Genomic DNA, 20,132 nt, shown 5'->3' with positions numbered 1-20,132 from the left:
TCTCCGGCTGGCGCCGATTGATTCAACCTACGCCGTCCCCGCCCTAAGCCCCTCCTGAACTCAGGAGGAGCGCATGGCCGCCACTTCCCGCAAATACACGATCGGCACGCTGAGATGCCGACAGTCCCCACGGAGCGGAACCGGGTCGGCATCGCCGGCGTGACGGATGCGAAAATTCCAGCCCAGCGACTATCCGTGCGCGAGCGGCCGGTGGGCGACAAGGACCATGCTTTTCCACAGGAAAGGAAAGCGACCGGTCCCTCGAAACCGCACCACTTCGAATCCAGCATCGGCGAGAAGCTTGCTTAGCGTTTTCCGACTCCAGAACTTGATATGCCCGCCGTGCCAATGCGCGGTAAAATGGCTGTCCCATTTTCCGGCCAGCGACAGCACCAGGTTCTTCAAATAACCATGATACGGCGTGCTAATGACAAGCTTTCCCCCCGGATTAAGGGAATCAAAGCAATATCGGGCCAGTTCGTGCGGGGCGTAGAGATGCTCGACAACCTCAGTCGAACAGACCATGTCAAACGTCCCCGGCGGCGTATCGCTGAAAAGGGAGACGTCGAACCGTATCGACGGGAACATTCCGCGCGCAACGCTGACGCCACCCTCGTCGCCGTCGACGCCCATGGCATCAAAGCCTTCTTCCAGGAGCCGCGCGACGAGCTGCCCATTCCCGCACCCGACATCAAGGATAGTTCTGGCGTGAGCCTGCCGAGCCTCACTCAGAACGATTTCGTGAAGATAGGTGGCGGTGTGAACTGGCGCCCCGGTCCAATTATAATCTGCAGGCTTGTTCATCCGCCGACGATATCAGAGCGATGAGCAATGCAAAAGCGGGGTTCTAGCATCTTAGCCTCGCTTATAACCGTAGCGGTTGCCGAGCTTCGGACAATCCGCGGATCGATTCAAACCTTTCCCCGCACCCCTTATGCCTCCTTCATCACAGGAGATGTCGCGTGGCCGCAATCAGTCCGAATGTTTCGAGCGCCCCCCAGTTTGGGACCGGCTCGAAAACCGATTTCACCTTCAACTTCTCGGTCGTCGCCGCGACGGACGTCGGCGTCTATGTCGATGGGATCCGCAAGGCCTATGGCGCTGACTTTTCGGTCGCCTTCGGGGACGTTTCCGGCACGGTGACCTTCACCACGGCCCCGGCCAGTGGGGCGGCGATCCTCATCGTTTCCGAGCCGGACTTCCTCCAGGCCAGCGAGTTTGCCGATCAGGGCGCCTATAACCTTTCGACGGTGAACACAATCAATCGGCGCGCGGCAATTCGCGACCTCGTAACCAAGGACAAGGCAGACCGCTCGCTCAAGGTGCCGCGGGGCGAGGACGGTCTCACCATTCCTTCCGCCGAGGACCGGGCAGAAGCCCTGCTCGGCTTCGACCAGGACGGTGACCCGATAGCCATTCCGGCGACCGCGTCGGACCTCGGCACGATCGCGGCCATGGCTAACGATCTCGAAACGATCGCGGACAACCTCGCCCCCATCCTCGCCGCGCCCGACTTCGCCGACAACGCCGAGGCCAGCGCCGCCGCAGCGGCGGCATCGGCGCTTTCTGCCGCGTTCTTCGATCCCGGCTCTTATGACTATTCCCGCGCGGTCTGGCCTGAGCATCTGAAAACCATCCAGCCGGCTTGCTACGTCAACAACCAGAGCGGTGACGATACCCGTACAACGGGCACCTATGCGGCACCGCTAAAGGGGCTGGCGCGGGCGTATGCGCAATATACTGGACCCGGCACGGCGATCCTATTGGCCGGTGGTCAGCGGCACGTGGCACGGGCAGTTGGCGGCGCGGACAGCGGCGTCTATGCCGTCTCTTCCTCTCCTACGACGTCGCGCAATATCCTTAACTATGGATCGGGTGATCTGCCTCCCCTGATCGATGCACGGCAGGATTTGAGCGGCAAGACTTGGACTCTCGTATCCGGCAAAACCTACACGTGGGAAACGACGGCGACGCTGCTGTCCGCGCCTGTGACGAGCGGCATCGAGCAGGCGAGCAGCTACAAGGGGAGGATGTATCTCGATCACAGCGACAATGACGAAAATCCGCCAGCCCCACTGTCTTGGATCACGAACAACGCGAACGTCGCGGCGAATGATGCGCTGATCGAGGCAACCGCCGGGAGTTGGGGCATCAATCAAATCAGTTCGACGGCGGGCGATATTCGAACCACGGGGTCGGTTTCCAAGAATGTCCGGCTCGCTGTTCACCTGCCAGACGGGAGCAACCCCAATGGCAAAGCGCTCCGACTTTCGGACGCCCAGTCCGGCGCGACCTTCTATGGCGGCGACCATGGCCATCTGAGGATTATCGGGGGGTCCGCCAAGGACAACCTCTCTTTCATCGTGCAGGACGGGATCATCCCGACTTTCCAGAGCGCGGAACATATCGATTGCGGTGCGCACGCCGGAGTTGGCCCGCGCAATTACATCGGCAAGTTCAAGGCGATCGGCCGCCCGGTCGAAGGCGAAAGTTATGCCGCCAACTATGGCATGACGTTCGGCGCTGGCCTGCATATGTTCACCAATACCAACCAGCGCCATCAGACGGTGCGGGTGGGTGAGTTCGAGATTGCTAACTTCGGCGGCGGCGGCGTCTATGGGCACGGTGGCTCGCCCAATGACGGCTTGTACCGGATCGTCATAGATCGCCGTTCGAAGATAACCAATTGCCTACAGGGCATAAAGTTCGACGACGTGGATATCGGCAAGGGTTTCCTTGAAGAAGGCTTCTACGCCAATGGCGGCATCGACATGGTCGGGGGAAGCGGCTTCGTGGGCGGCTTCTCTTCACGACGTTGCTTTATCAATGGCGGAAGCTGGGAGCCCATGAACCTGTCGGGCGCCTTCCTCGATGTCTACGACAACTTCGCGACCGTCTATCACTTCAAGGATTTCACGGTCAACGCGAAGAATACAAACCAGGCATCACCTTTCTTCCGATACACAGTGCTTTTCAAACTTACCCCTCTTGGAGGAGGGAAGTGGCCTACGCTGATCCTCGACAATTTTCAGGATATCACCTTCATTGGCACCACTGTCGGCGTGCAGACGCGCAAGCTTACGTTCTATCAAGATGAATCTACTTATCCCAATAATGCGCGCTGCGATCTGATCCTGATCAACAATACGAAAATTGGCGACATGTGGGCGTTCAATACATGGAACAGCTGGCCCAACAGCATCTATTGCGACGGCTCCGCCATTCGGATCGGGTTTGGTGGCAAGACGCGGGCGCAAGTTCGGGCGGCGATGTTGGCGCTCGGCCGTCCCTGCACGCTGCCGGATAGTGTCACGATGGTGAACGTGGCCGGCGCCGTGGTTGACGCGGGTATCTGAGGGAACTGCAATGAAGACGATTCAGGATTTTAAGGCGCTGTGGCGGCCCCAGAACATCCTTTTCGAGGATGCGCATGCACTCGCTTTCGGCCCCGAGGGTGAGCGGGCTATCGTCTACACGCGCGACAAGGAAACCGCGCCGAACGTGGACAGCCCTGGTCTGCAGAAATTCTTCGACGATCAGGTCAACCAGGTGAAGGCTGCGGTGATTGCCAAGAGCGCCGATCGCGAAGGTTTGCTTGCGCAAATCGAGGCGGATGGGGCTGCCAACATGAATAGCGTGGGCGCCGCGCTCGATGAAGTGCTCAGCTGATGGCCGATCACATGGACACTACGGGAATGATGCTGGGCGAGATGAAGGGTCAGCTACGGGAGCTCATTCACAACGTCAGCAACATGGCTGCAAAGATCGACAGCCTGACAGAATGGCGCGGCGGGGCCGCCGGCCTGCCCGCAAAGATCAAGGATCTCGAAGAGCGGGTTGCGAAGCTCGAGGCGGACAAGAACCGGCGCGATGGCGCCATGGGCTTCGGCGGCTGGCTGCTCAAGTCGCCGGTGATCGGATGGCTGGCGACGGCGGGCGTCGCGCTGTGGGCTCTGCTGAAAGGGAAAATGTGATGTGGAGATGGGACCAGTCCGCCGGTGAACTCTGGAAGGATGGCACGTTCGTGTCGAATGGCTATTCGGGCCGCAGCCGCGGCGTGAACAATCCAGCGCTGCAGGACAGGTCGAGCATCGGCCCGATACCGCGCGGCCGGTGGCGCCTGACGGAGGTCCGGGACAGCCCGAATACCGGGCCGTTCTCGATCGTGCTGGAGCCCGCGCCGGGCACTGACCCGCTGGGCCGCACCGCTTTCCGGATCCACGGCGACAATCGCCTGGGCAACCAGTCCGCGAGTCATGGCTGCATTATCCTGCCGCGAGCCATCCGAGAGCGCATGTGGGCAAGCGAGGATCACGACCTCGAGGTAGTGAAATGACGCCACGTGAGCAGCTGATAGCCTATCTGTCGACGCTCGGCGCGCTGGTGATCGTCTTCACGGTCGCGGTGCTAGCCGGCATCGCCAGCGACGCCGTCATTGGAAAAATGGAAACCTTCGGCCTTGGCACGATCACCGGGGGCCTGATCGGCGTCCTGCGCATCCCGACCTCCCGATCCTCCGTCGCCGCGACCGATGGCGGCGACGTCAACCTCACGACAAAGGACCAGTGACTTGAAAGTCCTCTTTTTCCTTGGTGGCCTGCTCGCTCTTTCCGCGTGCGTCTCCGATCGCAATCTCTCGAGCTATGTCTGTTCACACCAGGTGTCGGTCCGGCTCTCGGCCGTCACGACGATCAATGCTGCTGGATCGATCAAAGACCTGGTCGCGCGACAGGCTGCAATCGACGGCGCGAAAACGACGCTCGCCGCGGTTGATGCCTGCCCGCATCCGGCGCTTGCCGATCATCCCTGAGATCGCACCGCCGCCCGATGCAATCATATCCAGGATCGCTCCACCGAATTTGCCGTCATGCTTGGTAAAGAACGCGGTTCAGGGATAATCCAGAACACGATGAATCTCACAGTAGCGACTTCTATAGATCGGCCCTGTCGACGCCGGCCTCTCACCACACTCTTCGCATAATCCCGCCCCGCGTCGCTCGCGCTCGACTGTTGCGTCCTGTCGGTATTGGTGCGCCGGCGCTTCCCAAGCCCGTACGAAAGCAGCGAATAGCGGCTTCAACGTCACTGTCGATCCTCGTCGAACAGGTCGATCCTTTGCCTTCTACCGGCACGACGGTGATCACGGGTCTTTCGTCCCCGGTACTTCAGAATTAACCACGGAATCACAATGAGGGTGGCCAATACAAACAGGACGACAAGGGACATGGTCGCGGGGCTTACCGGCGCGCTAGCTTCCCCCGTCGGGTTCAACGCTCCGACCTGAATTACGATTCTCCTCACTCATGCAACGCCGGCTAGCATACGCCCGCGGCCGTCACAGGTACAGTTGCATCAGACCCGTAAAACTACCACCTCGACCGGTCCATAGCGCGTCAGGATTCCGCTGGCCTGACCTTCGCCCAGATGTACGGCGGCGCGAAAGGCAAGCGAGTGCTAGGCCTTGTCGCGTGGGCTCAACCTATCGAGCAGCGGCCGCTCAAACCAAATGAACACCGATGCAGAAATGGCAAGGGTCAGCAATAGCCCCAAAAGTTTAATCCCGAGCTTACCTACGGTCGAGTAATTTACGTATCCCGTCACAGCGTAGACGGTCATGAGAATCGGAGAGTGGCTAAGATATATCGAATATGACCACTGGCTGAGCTTCTTTATCGAAGCAGAAAGCGGACCTTTTCTGTCTCTGAGCTCGACTGACCTCGCTAAAAGCACGCAAGCAGTAAACGGCAATGCCAAGAACACGGCGCTCGCCGTAAGTCCGGACAAGGTTGCGCGATATATGATCAGACCGAGGCACAGTCCCGCGAACAGCGCTGCTGCGACTGGCCACAGGTTACCCACAGCCTGCCAGCGATGGGGCCTCGCGTGAGAGAGCATAGCAGCGAGGACCCCAATCGCGAGAGCGTCGAGACGGTAGATGACAACCATTCGCATGCCCAAATTGGCATCATTAATGACGGCGAAACCCCTGAGAACAGTGGAGATGACCACAATAAACACACAGACAATGCCGAGAGATACGAATGGTCGGTGAGTCAGGCTAAGCGTCGCCACCGTCGCTCCGGGAATAATGAGATAGAACCACTCTTCGACCGTCAGGCTCCACGACGTTATATAAAATGGGCTGGGTGCCCAGGCGAAGTTCTGCAAGAACAGGACGTATAACCCGAGATCCGTCGCTGAGAGTTGCACCGGACCCCATACGATCAGCCAGACGAAGAGGAATAGCACATAGTTCGGGATCGTTCGCGCCCAACGGCGTTTCCAGAATCGCAACAGAATGGACCAATATTCATCGGTCGGCTGAAGGATCGCGCGCAGGAAGATTCCGCCAACGAGATAGCCACTGAGCACGAAGAACAGTTCTACGCCCGCCGTACCCAGCGGTTCTCCGCCGTTCACCAAGTGGGATAGGACGACCAACGAGACAGCAGTCGCGCGCACTACGTCCAGTCCAAAAACGTAGCCGCGGGCATGTCCAGCTATCGGGTCGCCTTCCAATAAGGGCGCTACAATACCAGCAGTCGACAAAATGTGTGGAGCCCCCTCTCGAAATTACGCTAATGTATCGAGCCGCTTCCCCGTTTTGTCAAAGAGCTACCGTTCGAATGTCAGGAATGGCCGGACGCCGCGGCTGGCTATCAGGTCGTTTCGCGGGCCGCCTGCGCACGCCCCGGACCAACTCGCTCGGCGGCATAATGGCTGCCATATCCCCACAAGGAATTGGCCGCGTCGATTGCCCGATCTGCAATCGATGTGCCCGAACAATAGGCCCTCGCGAAGCGAAACGCGATGCGCCATCATCCACGGTGATGAGCAAACCGCGCACTGCCCTGGACGGCCCGGCCCACCCGCCCTCTCCCGCCGATGATGCGATCGGCGACGTGGCGCGCGTCCGTGCCATCCTGATCGCCTCGGCCAAAGCTGGCGAGCCGATCAGCTATTCGCATTTGCTGGCCGAGCTGGGTCACCGGTTCACCCGGCCGAAAATGCGTGCCGTATGCAAGACGCTCGACGCGATCGACAGCGCGGGCGCCGCCGCGGGCGAGCCGGGACTGGCGGTGCTGGTCGTCCGCGAATCCGACGGGCTGCCCGGCCAGGGCTGGTGGGTCGGCGGCATCGCCATGCGGCATGGCTATGATGGTCCCTGGACGGGCGGGGAGGCGCTGGCGTTCGTGCGCGGGTTGCAGGAGGAGGTTTTCGCCTGGTGGTCATCGGAAAATCGAGCGTCGCGCGACTAAGCACCGGCGTGACGGCGGGCAGTCCCGGAACGCCCGATCATCCGTTCAAGCCCGCGGATGTGCGCCGGCCCCGTCCTTCGGAACACCGTCGCCCCTGGCCAGGCGCGCGCCGAGCCGGGCGCAGGCTGCGATCTGTCCGCCGGCGGCGCAGGCGGTTACTCCGCCCCGGACACCACCGGCAGCCACACCGCGCTCGGCGTCGCGCCGCCGCGTTCGATCGTCACGGTCGCTTTCTTGTAGTCGGTCTTCTTCGCATAGAAGATGTTCGGCACATAAGTCTGCGGGTTGCGGTCATAGAGCGGGAACAGGCTCGACTGGATCTGGACCATGATCTTGTGGCCCGGCTGGAACACATGGTTCACCGCGGGCAGGCGGAACTTGTACCGCTGCACCTTGCCCGCCGGGATCGCGCTCGGCCTGGAAAAGCTGTCGCGATACCGGCCGCGGAAGATGTCGAGGCTGACCGCGAGCTGATAGCCGCCCATCGTCTTGTCGGTCGCGACTTCGTCCGGATAGACGTCGATCACCTTCACCACGAAGTCGCCGTCGGTGCCGGTCGTCTTGGCATAGATGTCCGCCATCGGCACGCCCGACACGGTGACGGGGCTGGTCAGCACCGGCGTCTCATAGGTCAGCACGTCCGGGCGGCCGTCGGCGTGGCGCTGGTCGCTCACCAGCCAGCTCTGCCAGCGGCCATCGCCGAAATTCACCGGGCGCGGCAGATGCGGCACCGGCTTGGCGGGGTCGGAGACATAGGAGTCGTCGCCGACCACGGGCTTGTCGAAGCTGAGGCCCCAGTCGCCCGCCATGTAGATCGGCTTCATCGGCGCGGCGCAGCCGGTGTCGCAGGCGAGCGGCCATTTGTCGAACCGGTCCCATTTGTTCTCGCCGGTATTGTAGAAGGTCACCGCTGGCGGGGTGAAGGCGGGCGCGCCGTCCTTCAGATAGGCGTTGAAGAAGGGCAGCAGCACGTCGCGCCGGGCCTGGAGCGCGGTGTCCCCCTCGAACTTGAGCACACCCAGCGACGAGCCGTTATAATTGAAGCCGCTATGGCGCCACGGGCCCATCAGCAGGAAATTATTGCCGCCATGCCCGACCTTGTTGAGCTCCTCCCAGGCATGGATCGCGCCGTACATGTCCTCCTGGTCCCAGATGCCCTGTTCCCACAAGGTCGGCACCTTGGAGGGCGCGGCGGCGAGCAGCTTGTCGAGCGCCTGGCCCGACCAGAATTCGTCATAGGCCGGGTGCTGCGACATGCGATTCCAGTATGGCAGCTGGTCGAAGCCCGACTGCTTGGCCCAGTCGCCCGCCGAGCCGACCTTGCGGAAGGTATCGTAATCGTCCCAGGCGGGTGACGTCGCCGACTTGCCGGCGGCCTTGTAGCCGGTCTGCGAGGCGAGCCAGCCGATATTGGTCAGGCGGAACGCGCCGTAATGGAACCAGTCGTCGCCCATCCAGCCGTCGATCATCGGGCTCTCGGGCGCCGCGACCTTCAGCGCGGGGTGCGGGTTGAGCAGCGCCATGACGACGGTGAAGCCTTCATAGCTCGACCCGAGCATGCCGACCTTGCCGTTGGACTCGGGCAGGTTCGCCTTGTTCACCAGCCAGTCGATCGTGTCATACGCGTCGGTGACATGATCGGTCTTGGTCTTGTTGAGTGGGCCGATCACCGGGCGGGTGACGATATAATCGCCCTCGGAGCCGTATTTGCCGCGAATGTCCTGGAAGACGCGGATATAGCCGTTCTTGACGAACAGTTCGTCGCCTTCGGGCAGCGTCGAGATCATGTTCGGGCTGTCCATCCGCACCACGCGGCCCGAAGCATTATAGGGCGTGCGGGTCAGCAGGATCGGCGCGTTCTTCGCGCCCTTGGCGACGATGATGACGGTGTGCAGCTTCACCCCGTCGCGCATCGGGATCATCACGTCGCGCTTCTCGTAATTGTAATTCGCGGTGGGCGGCGTGAATTTGGCCGGGATGTCGCCGCCCGGTGCCGAGACATCCCTGGCTGGCTCGGCAGTCGGCGTCGACTGAGCGACCGCCATGGAGGAAAGGAGCGTCGTGGCGAGAAGCGCGAACCCGAACCGCATCAGCAAATGTCCCTTGTTATTTTGTGTCCCGAATGTGTGGAATGGCGAAGGCTGCTCCACCGTGTCAACCCGGTGCAACGGTGATGCCCCAACCGACCGCGACGGCCGCCGCGCCCCGCTCTATCGCGTCACTGAAAAATGTCAGTGACGGCGTCACGTTCCCCAGCGCGTTGCGGGATGGCAGGCCGATCTATATCGACACCATCTGAAGTATCGCGGGCATATGCTGCCCTGGCCGACCGCGGGTCGCCTTGGGCGGGGGGCAACGAAAGGGGGAAGGTCCATGAGGCGATATGTCGCCGCCGTCGCGCACCGCGTACGGCCGCTGTTGCGTCGCCCGCCGCCGGCAGCGCCCCCCCTCTCGGCGGCGACGATCGACCTGCGCGCGCCGCTCGTCGTCGGCGATCCGTTTCCGTATTACGAGGCGCTGCGGCGGGAGGGATCGGTGCTGTTCCTCCCCTGCCACGATTATTGGATCGTGCTGGGGCATGAGGCGGTCCGCTCGGCCTTTGCGCGGCCCGAGCATTTCTCCAACGCGCCCTATCGCGATGTTGACGCCGTGCTGCTCGCCGCCGATCCGCCGGGACAGACGGCGATGCGACGCACGGTCGCCAGGCTCTTCTCCCCCGCCGTGACGGCGCGGTTGGAGGAAACGGCCTCGCGGCTGGCCGATGCGCTGGTACGGCCCGAGCTGGACATGGTTTCCGACTTTGGCATCCCGATCAGCCGGGGCATCACCGCCGACCTGCTCGGCCTCGACGCGGTGGGGGTGGAGGATATCGTCGCCGCCGAACTGCGCTCCATGGACACAGCCGATCCTCTCGCCGATTTCATTACGGGCCTCGATGCGATGGCACACCGTTCCTCGATGTTCGGCGCGCTGATCGAGGCGCAGGTTCCCGAGGCGTCGGCGCGGAGCCTCGTCCGGCTGATGTGGCTGGCCGGCACCACGACAACCCAGCGCGTCATTGCCCGCGCGGTCCTGCGCATGATCGAGGACGAACGGAACCAGCAGTCGCTCCGCACCGATCCCACCCTGGTCCGGCCGTTCGTCGAGGAAGTGCTGCGGCTCCACCCGCCCGAGCATATGGTGCCGCGTGTGGCGCGGGCCGATGTCGAGCTTGACGGGGTGACCATCCCGGCAGGCGCCGAGGTTCGGCTGTGCTTGAGCGCGGCCAACCGCGATCCAGCGCAGTTCGAGCAGGCCGACCGGCTTCGGCTCGATCGGGGCAATAGCCGGCATTTCGCGTTCGGCTCCGGCGCCCATGCCTGTATCGGGGCGCAGATCGGCCGCGCGACGGTCAATATCGCGGTCGCGACCCTGTTGCGCCGCTCATCGACCCTGCGGTCGCTCCGCCCGCTCGACGAGATACGCTATTTCGCGACCGAGACGGCGCTGTCGCCGGAAAGCCTTCAGGTGGGACTTTGACGGGCGGCAGCATCCGTGCTCAGGTGCTCGGCCTGGCCGGCGCCCATATCGTGGCGCGCGCGGTGCAGATAGTCGCCGACATTGGTTTTGCCGACATGCTGGAACATGCGCCGAAGACCGCGGCGGAACTGGCGCGGGAAAGCGGCGCCGACGAACTCGCGGTCTATCGACTGCTGCGCTCCCTGACCGGCCATGGATTCTTTGCGGAAGGACCGGACGGGCGCTTCTCGCTTGGCCCGCTCGGTGTGGCGCTGCGGTCGAGCGATGCGAGCAATCTCCGCAGCGCCGTCCGCGCGCTGGGGGTGCCGGGCATGTGGAACGCGGTCGGCAAACTCTCCCACAGCGTGCAGACGGGGCGTTCGGCGCTGCTCGATGCCCGGCCGCGCGCAATGTACGATCACGACCGCGCCGACACTGCGCGGCAGGTGCGCGAAACGATGATCGGCTTCCATGGCGATGAGCCGGATGCGATCGTTGCCGCCTATGATTTCGGCCCCATCCGCCGGATCGCCGATATCGGCGGCGGCGCCGGCAATCTCCTCGCTGCCGTCCTGCTCGCGAACCCGCATCTCGAGGGGATTCTGTTCGACCTGCCGGCCAATGCGGAGGCCGGCCGTGCGTCGATGCAGCGGCTCGGGCTGGACGAGCGCTGTCGGGTCATGGGCGGCGATTTCTTCGAAGCGGTGCCCAACGGGTGCGATGCCTATCTGCTGTCGCACGTCCTGCATGACTGGCCCGAGGAACAGGCCCTGAAGATCGTCGGGAATTGCCGCAGCGCGATGGCGCCGGATGGCCGCCTGCTGATCGTTGAGGACGTGATCGCCGATGACGATCAGGGTATGGAAGGCAAGGCGTTCGACCTGCTTCTGCTCGCGACCGTCAACGGACGCGTGCGCCGGGCCGGGGAATATGCCGATTTCCTGGCACGGGCGGGTTTCCGGATCGAGCGGATCGTGCGTACTTCGCTCGACATCGCCATTATCGAGGCGGTGGCGACATGACACGAGGCGCGGAGGAAGCGATGACGCGAGGCATCTTCGCCGATCTCGAGCGGCAGCGCGCTTTCGATCGTGACGGCTACACCGTCGTTCGCCTGCTCTCGCCGGAAACGGCGGCAGCGCTGGCCGCGGCGCTGCCGGCGATCAGGCCGGCGCTCGACTTCACGCCTAATACGTCGACGCTCGATCACGCTTATCATGTCAGCCTGCTTGATCCCGATATCGCCTATCGCAAGGCGGCCTGGGCTTTCGTGCAGGACGCGCTGCGCGAGCCGCTTGGCCATGTCCTCATTGGATATCGCATGCTGACGGGTGGCCTGCTGGTGAAGCCGGCCGGCGCCGCGCCACTGTCGATGCATCGCGACTGGACCATGCTGCCGGACAATGATCAGGTCGCGCTCAACATCTGGTGCCCGCTGATCGATGTCGACGACCGCAATGGCGCGCTCGCCTTGCTGCCCGGCACCCACAAGCTCGTCCCCAATATCGAGGCCGCGCATGTCCGGCCGTTCTTTGCCGACTATGGCGATCTGCTCACCGAACTGTCGGTCTCGCTCCCGCTCGCAGCGGGTGAAGCGGTGATCTTCGACTACAAGACCATCCACGGATCGCGCGCCAATCGGTCCTCGCGGCCGCGCCCGGCAATCTCCTCCGCCTGTATCCCCGAGGGAGCGCGCGCAGTGACCTATGCGCTCGATCGCGCCGGGGGCGGCGCCCGGTTCGAGCTGTTCGCGATGGACGGCGCGGGGATGGTTGCGGTGGCCGATCGGCTGGCGGGAAGCGCGGGGATCGCGGAAAGCCTGGGCTTCGTGCCGAACCGCAACCAGGCGGTGTCGCGGGAACAGTTCCGGCGCCTGATCGGCCGATAGGCTATCGTTGCGGAAGCCATTGCGCCATAGCCCGGTCATGGAAGACGTGGTCTACACCGCCACCCCGGAACTGCGCCGGCCGCGCCAGTTCCTCGCGAGGGCCATGGCTGATCTGCGTGCTTCCGGCATGATCGCGTGGCGGCTGTTCCGCAGCAATTTGCGCGTGCGGCACCGGCGAACCTTGCTCGGCTATCTCTGGCTGCTGCTGCCGGCCATCGGCACCGCGCTGATCTGCAGCTATATCCAGTCGCGGCGGATCCTCAGCATTCCGCCGACCGAGCTGCCCTACCCTCTGTTCGTTCTGTCCGGGATGATCCTGTGGCAATGTTTCATCGACGCGATCAATGCGCCGTTGCTCCACCTGACCGCCGCGCGCCAGCTGATCACCCGCAGCCGCGTGCCTCATGAGGCAATCCTGCTCGCCGGGGTGATGGAAGTGCTGGTCAACAACGCGATCCGCGTCGTGATGGCGATGCTGGTCATCGTCTGGTGGGTCCCGCTGGCGCCGGTGATGCTGCTGATTCCAGTCGGGGTCATGGCGCTCGTGCTGCTCGGCATCGCCATCGGGCTGGCGCTGGCGCCGCTTGGGATGCTGTATGATGACGTCGGACGGGTGGTCACGTTGGTGACGACCTTGTGGTTCTTCCTGACCCCGGTCATCTATCCGATATCCGCCCAGGGCCTGCTCTACCTCAATCCGGTCGCGCCATTGCTCATTACCGGCCGCATCTGGATGCTTGGCCGGGCGCATGTCTCGACTGGATTCTTCGTTGTGGTCGCCATCGCCATGGCCGCGCTGCTGATCGCATGGTTCTGGTACCGGCTGGCGCGACCGCACGTCGTCAGCAGGCTGGGCTGATCATGGACGTTGCCACCTTCCCCGTCGGCCTGCATGCCGACGAGGCCGCTCTATCGGTGTCGAACCTTTCCAAGAAATATTGCGGCGACCTAAAGAAGGCGCTGTTCTACGGCCTGCGTGACATCGTCGGCGAGCTGTCAGGCCGGCAATCGAAACCCCAGTTCCTGAGGCCCGGCGAGTTCTGGGCGCTGGAGGATATCTCGTTCGAGGTGAAGCGCGGCGAGGCGCTGGCCGTGATCGGCCGCAACGGCGCGGGCAAGAGCACGTTGTTGCGGGTGCTCTATGGTCTGTTGAAGCCGGATGCGGGGCAGGTGCGCATCGCCGGACGGTCCGAGGCGATCATCGAGCTGGGCACTGGCTTCAACCCGCTGCTCACCGGCCGCGAGAATATAGAAGTCGGCGCGGCGCTGCACGGTTTCGATCCGGACGCGACCGCGCACCTGCTTGAGACGGTGATCAATTTCGCCGAGCTCGCGGAGTTTATCAACACGCCGCTGATGTCCTACAGCTCGGGCATGAAGGCGCGCCTCGCCTATTCGCTCGCGGCGCATCTCGGACCGGACCTGTTGCTGGTGGACGAAGCGCTGGCGGTCGGCGACCTGTCCTTTCAGCACAAATGCATCCGCCACATGCGGCAGTTCGTCCATCGGGGCGGATCGCTGCTGCTGGTCTCGCACAATGTCCAGCAGGTCCAGACGGTGTGCGACCGTGCGATCCTGATCGAGCGTGGGCGCGTCGCCTATGAAGGCGATGTCGCCCATACGGTCAGCCGGATGCTCGAGCAGCGGCCGCTGGCCGACGCGAACCAGCTCGAGGATTTCGTGGCGGCCGGGCCAGTGCGCATGGGCGGGCTGAGCATGCGGTCGCTCGATGGCGATGAGGTACGCACCGGCCGGCCGGTCGAGGTGGCGATACGTTATGAGGCCGACCAGCCGACCGAGGTGATCTGGGCCTTCAGCATCTGGTCCGAGGACCGTTGGACCTGTATCGGCGGGACGGTGGACCCGGTGGCGCGCCGCCTCGATGCCGGTCGCGGCATCCTGCGCTGCACATTGCCGAAATTCCCGCTTCTTGCCGGTCGCTACATCGTCCGCGCGACGATCCTCGATGCCGCGACCATGTATCCGCTGGCCGTCGAAAGCGCGCGCAGCCGGGAATGCCATGTCGATGTCTCTACTGATCCCGACCCGGTCTCGAACATGCTGATCTGGGCGCATCAGCTGGTGCGGCTGGACAGCGAATGGGATGAGCCGCATGGGGCAGGAGCTGACGGCGAATGACCGAGGAAAGGCCCGGAATGCAGCATGATTTCGACGAGGCGTTGCTCGTGAGGCTGGTCTGCCCGGCGACGCGCACGCCGCTTCGCCTTGATGTACTCGCGAGCGAATTGATCTCGGACGAGGCGGGCCTTGCCTATCCGATCCGCGACGGCATCCCCGTCCTGCTGATCGAGGCGGCGCGCAAAATCTAGGGTTTGGTGGCGAAGGCGATCGCGTAGAAAGCAAGCGAGGCTTCGATCTCGTCAACGCGGGATTCGTGGCCCGGAAAGACGCCGCGCATCGCCGCGCAAAACGGCTTCCAGCAAGTGACGGCAGTATCGCGCAGCGAACCCAGTTCGAAGCCCGCATCCGTGATCAGTGCAGCATATTGGTCGAGCGATTCGACATTGTTGGCGAGCGGGATCATCCAGCTTCCGGTTGGGCCGGTATCGCGGAACAACATGTCTGCCACGGCAAGCGTGCCGCCCGGCCGCAATACGCGATACGCCTCCGCAAAGAAGTCGGTGCGGGTGTCGAAGCATTGCGCGGATTCGGCCGCAATCACTGCATCAGTCGAGCCGGAGGCGATCGGGAGATGGACGGCATCCATCACGGCTACGGTTACCCCGCGCTGCTTGGCCTGGGCAAGCTGCCAGCGCGAGATATTCGCGCCGAGCACGAGCGCGTCGGGAAAGCGGTCGGTCAGCCGCCGTGTGCCGCCGCCAATGCCGCAGCCGATATCGAGGATGAAGGACGCGTCGTCGGGGACGGTCGATGCGAGCTCGTCGATGAGGCGATCACAGGCTGTCACCAGGTCGGTCGCACCCGCTTCCCAATAGCCGATGTTGAAATAGCCGCTGTCGCCGTACAGCGCGCGCATGCGCGGCGCCTGGAGGAGAGCGTCATAGCGAGTGCCGAACGATTCCGCATCCATGACGGCAGCGCTAGCCTCTCGGGCCTCGGCGGTCCAGCCGTCGACAGGCAACGGACGAGTGGCTAAACACCGCGTGACAGCGACAGCGCACGGATGTGTGGCCCGGCGCGTGGGGGAATGACGATCGTGGCAAGCGTCCGGAACGGGTCGGACCCTTTGACGACGGCGGCGCGGGAGGCACTGGACAAGGCCCTGGCCTTTCTCGACCGTGCGCAATTGCCGAGCGGCGAGTTCCGTGTCGTCACGTCGTTGCGCCGGGACATGGCCGGTGACTGCGAACCCGACCCGTCGATCTTTCCGACCGCGCTCGTCGCGCACGCCCTTTCGTTCGCACCCGAAGCGGCGGCGATGAAACAGCGCGCGCTGGCGTTCCTGCTTACTCAGCGTGACCGCCACGGCCTGTGGCGGCACTGGACGACCGGCCATCCTTTTTTTCGGCAATTGCCACCCGACATGGACGACACCAGCTGCGTGTCGGCGGTGCTTGCCGCAGCGGGATCGACGGAAGTCGCCGACCCCATGCTGCTGTTGGCGAACCGCGACACGCAGGGCATGTTCCTGACCTGGATCATGCCGCGCGCCCGGTGGACCGGCCTTGCGCATATGCGGGTGACCTTGCCCCAGCTTCGCCATCTGGCGACGCTCTGGTTCTTCTTCAAAAAAACCTCGGCCGCGCCGGGCGATGTCGACGCGGGCGTGAACGCCAATTGCCTTCATTATCTCGGCGATTTCCCAGGACATGAGCGCGTGGTCGCGCGGCTGGTCGACATTCTTCGTCGCGATGGGGAGGCCGATGCCGACAAATGGTATGAGAACCTGTTCGTGCTCTGGTATTTCTTCGCCCGCGCGCTCGGGAGCCGGTCGGCGGAGGGGCGGGATCTGCTTCTCGCCAAGCTCGATGCTGCGGCGCCGGCCAACGCACTGGAGCTGGCTCTGTCCATCGCGGCGCAGCGCTATTGCGGGGCAACACCGCGAGAGAGCCTGATCAGCGCGCTGATCGCAGCCCAGTCGCCGGACGGAAGCTGGCCTCGCGCGCCGGTCTATTTCGGCGGGCGGGAACGCCGCCGCGACGGCAGCCTTGCGCCAGCCCACCCGGATACGCCGCATTGGGGATCGGAGGAATTGACCACCGGCTTCTCCATCGAGGCGCTCGCCCGTTCGCTGCCGGAGGCGGCGGCATGACCCGCCATCTGATCCATATCGGCTATCCCAAGACCGGCTCGACCTTTCTCCAGCGCTGGTTCGCGGCGCATCCGCAGATCGCCTATGTCCAAGGCGGCATCGGGGGTTTCCGGAACGTCTATGCGATGGTTGCGGAAGCAGCCCTGGCCAGGCCGGGCCATCGATGGCGTGTGACCAGCCAGGAGTCGTTTACGTCGCCGTTTCCTGATGCCGGGACGCGCAGTATCGATTTATCGAATCTAGGCGATGGCACGTTGGGCGAACGGCAATCCCGGGCGTGCACCCTGCTCGCTGAAACCTTCCCGGACGCCCATGTGCTGATCGTCACGCGTGGATTCCGTTCGATGATCCTGTCTTCCTATTCGCAATATGTCCGGGTGGGCGGCGCCGACGACCTCGAGACCCAGATATGGCAGGGCGGCGAGAACCCCTGGCGCTATGACGAGATGATCGCGATGTACCGCGCCCGGTTCGGCGACCGGGTGATCGTGCTGCCTTATGAATTGCTGGCGCGCGATCCCGTGGCGTTCCGCGCCGAGATGGAACGCAGGCTCGATGTCGCACCGTTCGATTTCGAGGATACAGTGGTCAATCGCTCGCTCTCGCCGGTCGAGTTGCGCTGGTATCCCCGCTTCGCCCGGCTGGTCCGGCGCCTGCCCTTTCGCCGGGCCGTCTCGCGCCTGTATCTAGGCCTGGTTTTCGAGAACCGGCTGGCCCCGCTGATCGCGCTGCTCGACCGGCTGCGGCCGGCGAGGCCCGTCGACGGCACGATCGTTACGGACGAACTGCTCGAACAGGCGCGAGGTCTGTCGGACGGGCTCGCGGCAGACGCGGTCTATGCGCCCTTTGCCCGCGACTATCTGTTCTCCCAGCCCGGCACGCGGGCATAAGCGCCTATTCGGCCGCCTTGGCGAATTCCTCGACAGGCGTCGTAATCTCTGCCGGCGTGGTGCGTCCGTCGATCAGGCGCTGCACGATATCGGCAAAGGCGCTCGCCGGGCTCGGCGGCACCTGAGTGCGGATGCTGGCGGCCGCCGCGGCGCCGATCGCCGGCCAGTCCGCCCGCGCCGCCCAGGCGCGCTCCATCGCCTCGTCGATCGCCGCCTCGGTCGGCGCGGTCGCGAGAAAGCCGGTCTCGCCGTCGGTGCAGACCTCCGCGCTGCCCGCCACATCGGTGGTGATCGTCACACGGCCGGCCAGCATCGTCTCGACCACGACCAGGGGCAGGCCTTCCGCGCGCGTCGGCAGGACCAGCGCGTGATGCCGGGCCCAGATCCCGCCCTGAACATTGCGAACGAAGCCGGGAAAGAAGACTTTGTCCAGCCCATGAAAGGCGGCCATTTCCTTCAGTCCCCCAATGCGGTCGCCTTCGCCAAAAAAGGTCACGCTGACGTCGCGTGCGCGCCATTTCGGCAGTGCCATCACGCGGAGCAGCATGTCCTGCCCCTTCTCCATCGGGAAGAAGCGACCGACACAGGCAAGCTTCAGCCCGTTGCTCTCATCGGGCCATGGGAGCGGCGCATCCCAGGATGTGAGGAATGGATTGCGCACCACCTCGGCGTTGGGGATCGCCATGCCCATCTGTTCTTCGGTGAGCCGGTGGTTGTGGCGCGACACGAAATATGCTGCCGCCGCCTCGGCATACATCGCCTTGCACCGCGCGCGCATCCAGTCGGATGGCCAATAGAGCTCAGTCGCCTTCTGGCAGATCAGCGCATAGGGGATGCCCAGCCGCCGCAGCACCCCGGCATAGAGGAAACCGTCCCAATTGCCGCCCTGCGACAGGACTACCAGGTCGGGGCGAGAAAAGCGCAGCGCGATGTCGAGGCGCGTCAGTTGCCAGCTCAGCCCGGCGGCGCGGCTGATCAGCGAGAAGATGCCGTAAAATTTCTTGGGCAACAGCGGAAACTTGGCCAGATCGTACAACTTGCACTTCGCCTCGTGCAGCCGCCTGATCGCCGGCTCGCCCTTGGGAAGGTTGGGCTTCGCCACCGATATGCGGTGGCCCCGGCGCGCCAGTTCCGCAGCGGTTGCGCCCCACAGCTCCTCGCTGCCGCCCCAATGGGTCTCATTGCAGCTGACAAAAGCGATATGGCGCAGACCGGCACTGTTCAACATCGCATCCCCTTATCGAGTGTCGCTACCACGCCGCGGCTTTATTCCGTCAACGGAAAATCTCACCAAATTACCAACAAGGCGGTTATGCCGGGGCGATTTATCGGCGATGATCGCGCGAGCCAGGGGGTGGAAATCAGGTGCGGATCGGGGAAATCATCCGGGCTACCGAGTGGTGGGAATATAAGCTGCTTCCGATCCTCGGCGTCTTCTATGCGACGCTCACCTATCGCCATGCGTCGATTGCCGCCGCGTGGCCAATCGCGATCGCGTTGCTGGCCGCGATCGCGCCGGGCGCCGTCTATGTCAGCGTTATCAACGATCTTACCGACCGCGATGAAGACAGGCGGGCGGGTAAGCCGAACCGGACGGAAGGACGATCGGCCATCGTCATCGCCCTGCTCATCGCCGTGCCCGTGCTCATCGGCCTCGCCATGGCATGGCGCTGGCGCGACGATCCGCTGCTGCTGACTACTTATGGCGGGGCCTGGCTCGCCTTCAGCGCCTATTCGCTGCCGCCATTGCGGCTGAAGGCGCGCGGGTTGTTCGGCGTGATGGCGGATGCGAGCGGCGCGCATCTCTTCCCGGCGCTGGTCGCGGCGTTGCTCGCCTTTCACGCGGCGAACGTCGCGCCGGATGCCGTCTGGGTCGGGCTGATCGCGCTATGGGCCGGCGCGTTCGGGGTACGCGGCATCCTGTGGCACCAGTTGAGCGATGAAGAGGCCGACCGTACCGCCAATGTCCGCACCTTCGTTCAGCGACATGGGGGGCGCTGGGCGCGGGCGATCGGATCATGCGTGATGTTTCCGCTGGAATGCGCGGCGCTGGTTGCGATGCTCTGGCTGCTCGACGATCGTATCCCGTTCGTCGCCCTGGTGCTCTACGCCTTTCTGGCGATCTTCAAGCTCGAACGGTTCGAGATGCACGCAGCGATCGTCCAGCCGCGCCCGCGCCAGCTGATCCTGCTCAACGGCTATTATGAGGTGTTCCTGCCGATCTCGCTACTGGTCGCCTCGGCGCTGGCGCATCCGGTCGACTGGATCTTGCTCGCAGTGCACTGCATCCTGTTCCCCGGTCGGCTGAGCCAGGTGTTCAGCGACGCCTGGAAGCTGCTACCGCGTCGCGTCCATCATTAAGC

Annotated in this window: 20 protein-coding genes and 1 pseudogene; 16 read left to right on the top strand and 5 right to left on the bottom strand. The window is 63.8% G+C overall.

All coding sequences use genetic code 11. The features are described from left to right. Positions 1–189 precede the first annotated feature (189 nt). Complete coding sequence (locus tag ACZ1I2_RS05745; RefSeq protein WP_465170638.1) at positions 190–804, bottom strand: class I SAM-dependent methyltransferase; 615 nt, start codon at positions 802–804, stop codon at positions 190–192. A 158-nt stretch (positions 805–962) separates the two neighbouring features. On the opposite strand from ACZ1I2_RS05745, the gene ACZ1I2_RS05740 reads away from it, so the two are divergent. The 6 genes from ACZ1I2_RS05740 to ACZ1I2_RS05715 are packed head-to-tail and all read left to right on the top strand — an operon-like array spanning position 963 to position 4,810. Then, positions 963–3,356 (top strand): hypothetical protein, encoded by a 2,394-nt coding sequence (locus ACZ1I2_RS05740; protein WP_465174820.1) that lies wholly within the window; start codon positions 963–965, stop codon positions 3,354–3,356. Positions 3,357–3,366: 10 nt separating this feature from the next. Further along, positions 3,367–3,669, top strand: coding sequence for a hypothetical protein (locus ACZ1I2_RS05735; RefSeq protein ID WP_465174821.1), 303 nt, complete (start codon positions 3,367–3,369; stop codon positions 3,667–3,669). Continuing rightward, complete coding sequence (locus tag ACZ1I2_RS05730) at positions 3,669–3,974, top strand: hypothetical protein (protein WP_465174822.1); 306 nt, start codon at positions 3,669–3,671, stop codon at positions 3,972–3,974. Before ACZ1I2_RS05735 ends, ACZ1I2_RS05730 begins: the two co-directional genes overlap by 1 nt. Then, a complete protein-coding gene (locus ACZ1I2_RS05725) occupies positions 3,974–4,336 on the top strand; it encodes a tlde1 domain-containing protein (protein WP_465174823.1) in 363 nt (120 codons plus the stop codon). Before ACZ1I2_RS05730 ends, ACZ1I2_RS05725 begins: the two co-directional genes overlap by 1 nt. Beyond that, positions 4,333–4,569 (top strand): hypothetical protein, encoded by a 237-nt coding sequence (locus ACZ1I2_RS05720; protein WP_465170642.1) that lies wholly within the window; start codon positions 4,333–4,335, stop codon positions 4,567–4,569. The genes ACZ1I2_RS05725 and ACZ1I2_RS05720 overlap by 4 nt, the downstream gene beginning before the upstream one ends. A 1-nt stretch (position 4,570) precedes the next feature. Further along, entirely contained in the window at positions 4,571–4,810 is a 240-nt protein-coding gene (locus tag ACZ1I2_RS05715) for a hypothetical protein (protein WP_465174824.1), read from the top strand. Positions 4,811–5,454: 644 nt separating this feature from the next. Here the strand turns inward: ACZ1I2_RS05715 and ACZ1I2_RS05710 are convergent. Next, positions 5,455–6,420: an acyltransferase family protein gene (locus ACZ1I2_RS05710; protein ID WP_465181599.1), complete on the bottom strand. Its 966-nt coding sequence runs from the start codon at positions 6,418–6,420 to the stop codon at positions 5,455–5,457. Positions 6,421–6,830: 410 nt separating this feature from the next. On the opposite strand from ACZ1I2_RS05710, the gene ACZ1I2_RS05705 reads away from it, so the two are divergent. Then, entirely contained in the window at positions 6,831–7,259 is a 429-nt protein-coding gene (locus tag ACZ1I2_RS05705) for a ribose-phosphate pyrophosphokinase (RefSeq protein ID WP_465170646.1), read from the top strand. Between the two features lie 155 nt (positions 7,260–7,414). On the opposite strand, the gene ACZ1I2_RS05700 is transcribed toward ACZ1I2_RS05705, so the two are convergent. Continuing rightward, positions 7,415–9,349 carry a CocE/NonD family hydrolase gene (locus tag ACZ1I2_RS05700; protein ID WP_465174825.1) on the bottom strand — a complete coding sequence of 645 codons (1,935 nt, stop codon included), beginning with the start codon at positions 9,347–9,349 and terminating at the stop codon, positions 7,415–7,417. Between the two features lie 283 nt (positions 9,350–9,632). Here ACZ1I2_RS05700 and ACZ1I2_RS05695 point away from each other — a divergent pair, with 283 nt between their 5' ends. From ACZ1I2_RS05695 to ACZ1I2_RS05670, 6 genes and pseudogenes are all read left to right on the top strand, one after another. Beyond that, positions 9,633–10,778: a cytochrome P450 gene (locus ACZ1I2_RS05695; RefSeq protein ID WP_465174826.1), complete on the top strand. Its 1,146-nt coding sequence runs from the start codon at positions 9,633–9,635 to the stop codon at positions 10,776–10,778. Continuing rightward, on the top strand, positions 10,775–11,779 hold the full coding sequence (locus tag ACZ1I2_RS05690; protein ID WP_465174827.1) for a methyltransferase: 1,005 nt from the start codon (positions 10,775–10,777) through the stop codon (positions 11,777–11,779). The genes ACZ1I2_RS05695 and ACZ1I2_RS05690 overlap by 4 nt, the downstream gene beginning before the upstream one ends. 20 nt (positions 11,780–11,799) lie before the next feature. Beyond that, entirely contained in the window at positions 11,800–12,645 is an 846-nt protein-coding gene (locus ACZ1I2_RS05685) for a phytanoyl-CoA dioxygenase family protein (protein ID WP_465174828.1), read from the top strand. A 37-nt stretch (positions 12,646–12,682) separates the two neighbouring features. Beyond that, the gene (locus tag ACZ1I2_RS05680; RefSeq protein WP_465174829.1) at positions 12,683–13,504 is read left to right on the top strand and encodes an ABC transporter permease; all 822 of its coding nucleotides are present in this window, start codon (positions 12,683–12,685) and stop codon (positions 13,502–13,504) included. A gap of 218 nt (positions 13,505–13,722) precedes the next feature. After that, positions 13,723–14,784, top strand: a pseudogene (locus ACZ1I2_RS05675) (ABC transporter ATP-binding protein); the annotation flags it as partial. Then, positions 14,781–14,975, top strand: a complete 195-nt coding sequence (locus ACZ1I2_RS05670; protein ID WP_465174830.1) for a Trm112 family protein — start codon at positions 14,781–14,783, stop codon at positions 14,973–14,975. The pseudogene ACZ1I2_RS05675 and the gene ACZ1I2_RS05670, both read left to right, overlap by 4 nt. Here ACZ1I2_RS05670 and ACZ1I2_RS05665 read toward each other — a convergent pair. Next, entirely contained in the window at positions 14,972–15,697 is a 726-nt protein-coding gene (locus ACZ1I2_RS05665; protein ID WP_465174831.1) for a class I SAM-dependent methyltransferase, read from the bottom strand. The genes ACZ1I2_RS05670 and ACZ1I2_RS05665 overlap by 4 nt on opposite strands. Positions 15,698–15,823: 126 nt before the next feature. Here ACZ1I2_RS05665 and ACZ1I2_RS05660 point away from each other — a divergent pair, with 126 nt between their 5' ends. Together ACZ1I2_RS05660 and ACZ1I2_RS05655 are read left to right on the top strand one after the other, a co-directional pair. Beyond that, a complete protein-coding gene (locus ACZ1I2_RS05660; protein WP_465174832.1) occupies positions 15,824–16,879 on the top strand; it encodes a prenyltransferase/squalene oxidase repeat-containing protein in 1,056 nt (351 codons plus the stop codon). Continuing rightward, positions 16,876–17,769, top strand: a complete 894-nt coding sequence (locus ACZ1I2_RS05655; RefSeq protein ID WP_465170655.1) for a sulfotransferase — start codon at positions 16,876–16,878, stop codon at positions 17,767–17,769. Before ACZ1I2_RS05660 ends, ACZ1I2_RS05655 begins: the two co-directional genes overlap by 4 nt. 4 nt (positions 17,770–17,773) lie before the next feature. On the opposite strand, the gene ACZ1I2_RS05650 is transcribed toward ACZ1I2_RS05655, so the two are convergent. Then, on the bottom strand, positions 17,774–18,997 hold the full coding sequence (locus ACZ1I2_RS05650) for a glycosyltransferase family 4 protein (RefSeq protein WP_465174833.1): 1,224 nt from the start codon (positions 18,995–18,997) through the stop codon (positions 17,774–17,776). A gap of 137 nt (positions 18,998–19,134) precedes the next feature. On the opposite strand from ACZ1I2_RS05650, the gene ACZ1I2_RS05645 reads away from it, so the two are divergent. Then, positions 19,135–20,130 carry a UbiA family prenyltransferase gene (locus ACZ1I2_RS05645; protein ID WP_465174834.1) on the top strand — a complete coding sequence of 332 codons (996 nt, stop codon included), beginning with the start codon at positions 19,135–19,137 and terminating at the stop codon, positions 20,128–20,130. Positions 20,131–20,132: the final 2 nt, after the last annotated feature.

This window comes from Sphingomonas sp. BL-S-29 (assembly GCF_055521495.1).
This window is presented reverse-complemented; position numbering and strand designations above follow the sequence as displayed.

Coding starts and splice junctions, on each gene's coding strand:
- ACZ1I2_RS05670 (WP_465174830.1), top strand. CDS start 14,781: ATGACCGAGGAAAGGCCCGGAATGCAGCATGATTTCGACGAGGCGTTG.
- ACZ1I2_RS05725 (WP_465174823.1), top strand. CDS start 3,974: ATGTGGAGATGGGACCAGTCCGCCGGTGAACTCTGGAAGGATGGCACG.
- ACZ1I2_RS05705 (WP_465170646.1), top strand. CDS start 6,831: ATGAGCAAACCGCGCACTGCCCTGGACGGCCCGGCCCACCCGCCCTCT.
- ACZ1I2_RS05745 (WP_465170638.1), bottom strand. CDS start 804: ATGAACAAGCCTGCAGATTATAATTGGACCGGGGCGCCAGTTCACACC.
- ACZ1I2_RS05665 (WP_465174831.1), bottom strand. CDS start 15,697: ATGGATGCGGAATCGTTCGGCACTCGCTATGACGCTCTCCTCCAGGCG.
- ACZ1I2_RS05655 (WP_465170655.1), top strand. CDS start 16,876: ATGACCCGCCATCTGATCCATATCGGCTATCCCAAGACCGGCTCGACC.
- ACZ1I2_RS05685 (WP_465174828.1), top strand. CDS start 11,800: ATGACGCGAGGCATCTTCGCCGATCTCGAGCGGCAGCGCGCTTTCGAT.
- ACZ1I2_RS05650 (WP_465174833.1), bottom strand. CDS start 18,997: ATGTTGAACAGTGCCGGTCTGCGCCATATCGCTTTTGTCAGCTGCAAT.
- ACZ1I2_RS05720 (WP_465170642.1), top strand. CDS start 4,333: ATGACGCCACGTGAGCAGCTGATAGCCTATCTGTCGACGCTCGGCGCG.
- ACZ1I2_RS05735 (WP_465174821.1), top strand. CDS start 3,367: ATGAAGACGATTCAGGATTTTAAGGCGCTGTGGCGGCCCCAGAACATC.
- ACZ1I2_RS05695 (WP_465174826.1), top strand. CDS start 9,633: ATGAGGCGATATGTCGCCGCCGTCGCGCACCGCGTACGGCCGCTGTTG.
- ACZ1I2_RS05680 (WP_465174829.1), top strand. CDS start 12,683: ATGGAAGACGTGGTCTACACCGCCACCCCGGAACTGCGCCGGCCGCGC.
- ACZ1I2_RS05730 (WP_465174822.1), top strand. CDS start 3,669: ATGGCCGATCACATGGACACTACGGGAATGATGCTGGGCGAGATGAAG.
- ACZ1I2_RS05700 (WP_465174825.1), bottom strand. CDS start 9,349: ATGCGGTTCGGGTTCGCGCTTCTCGCCACGACGCTCCTTTCCTCCATG.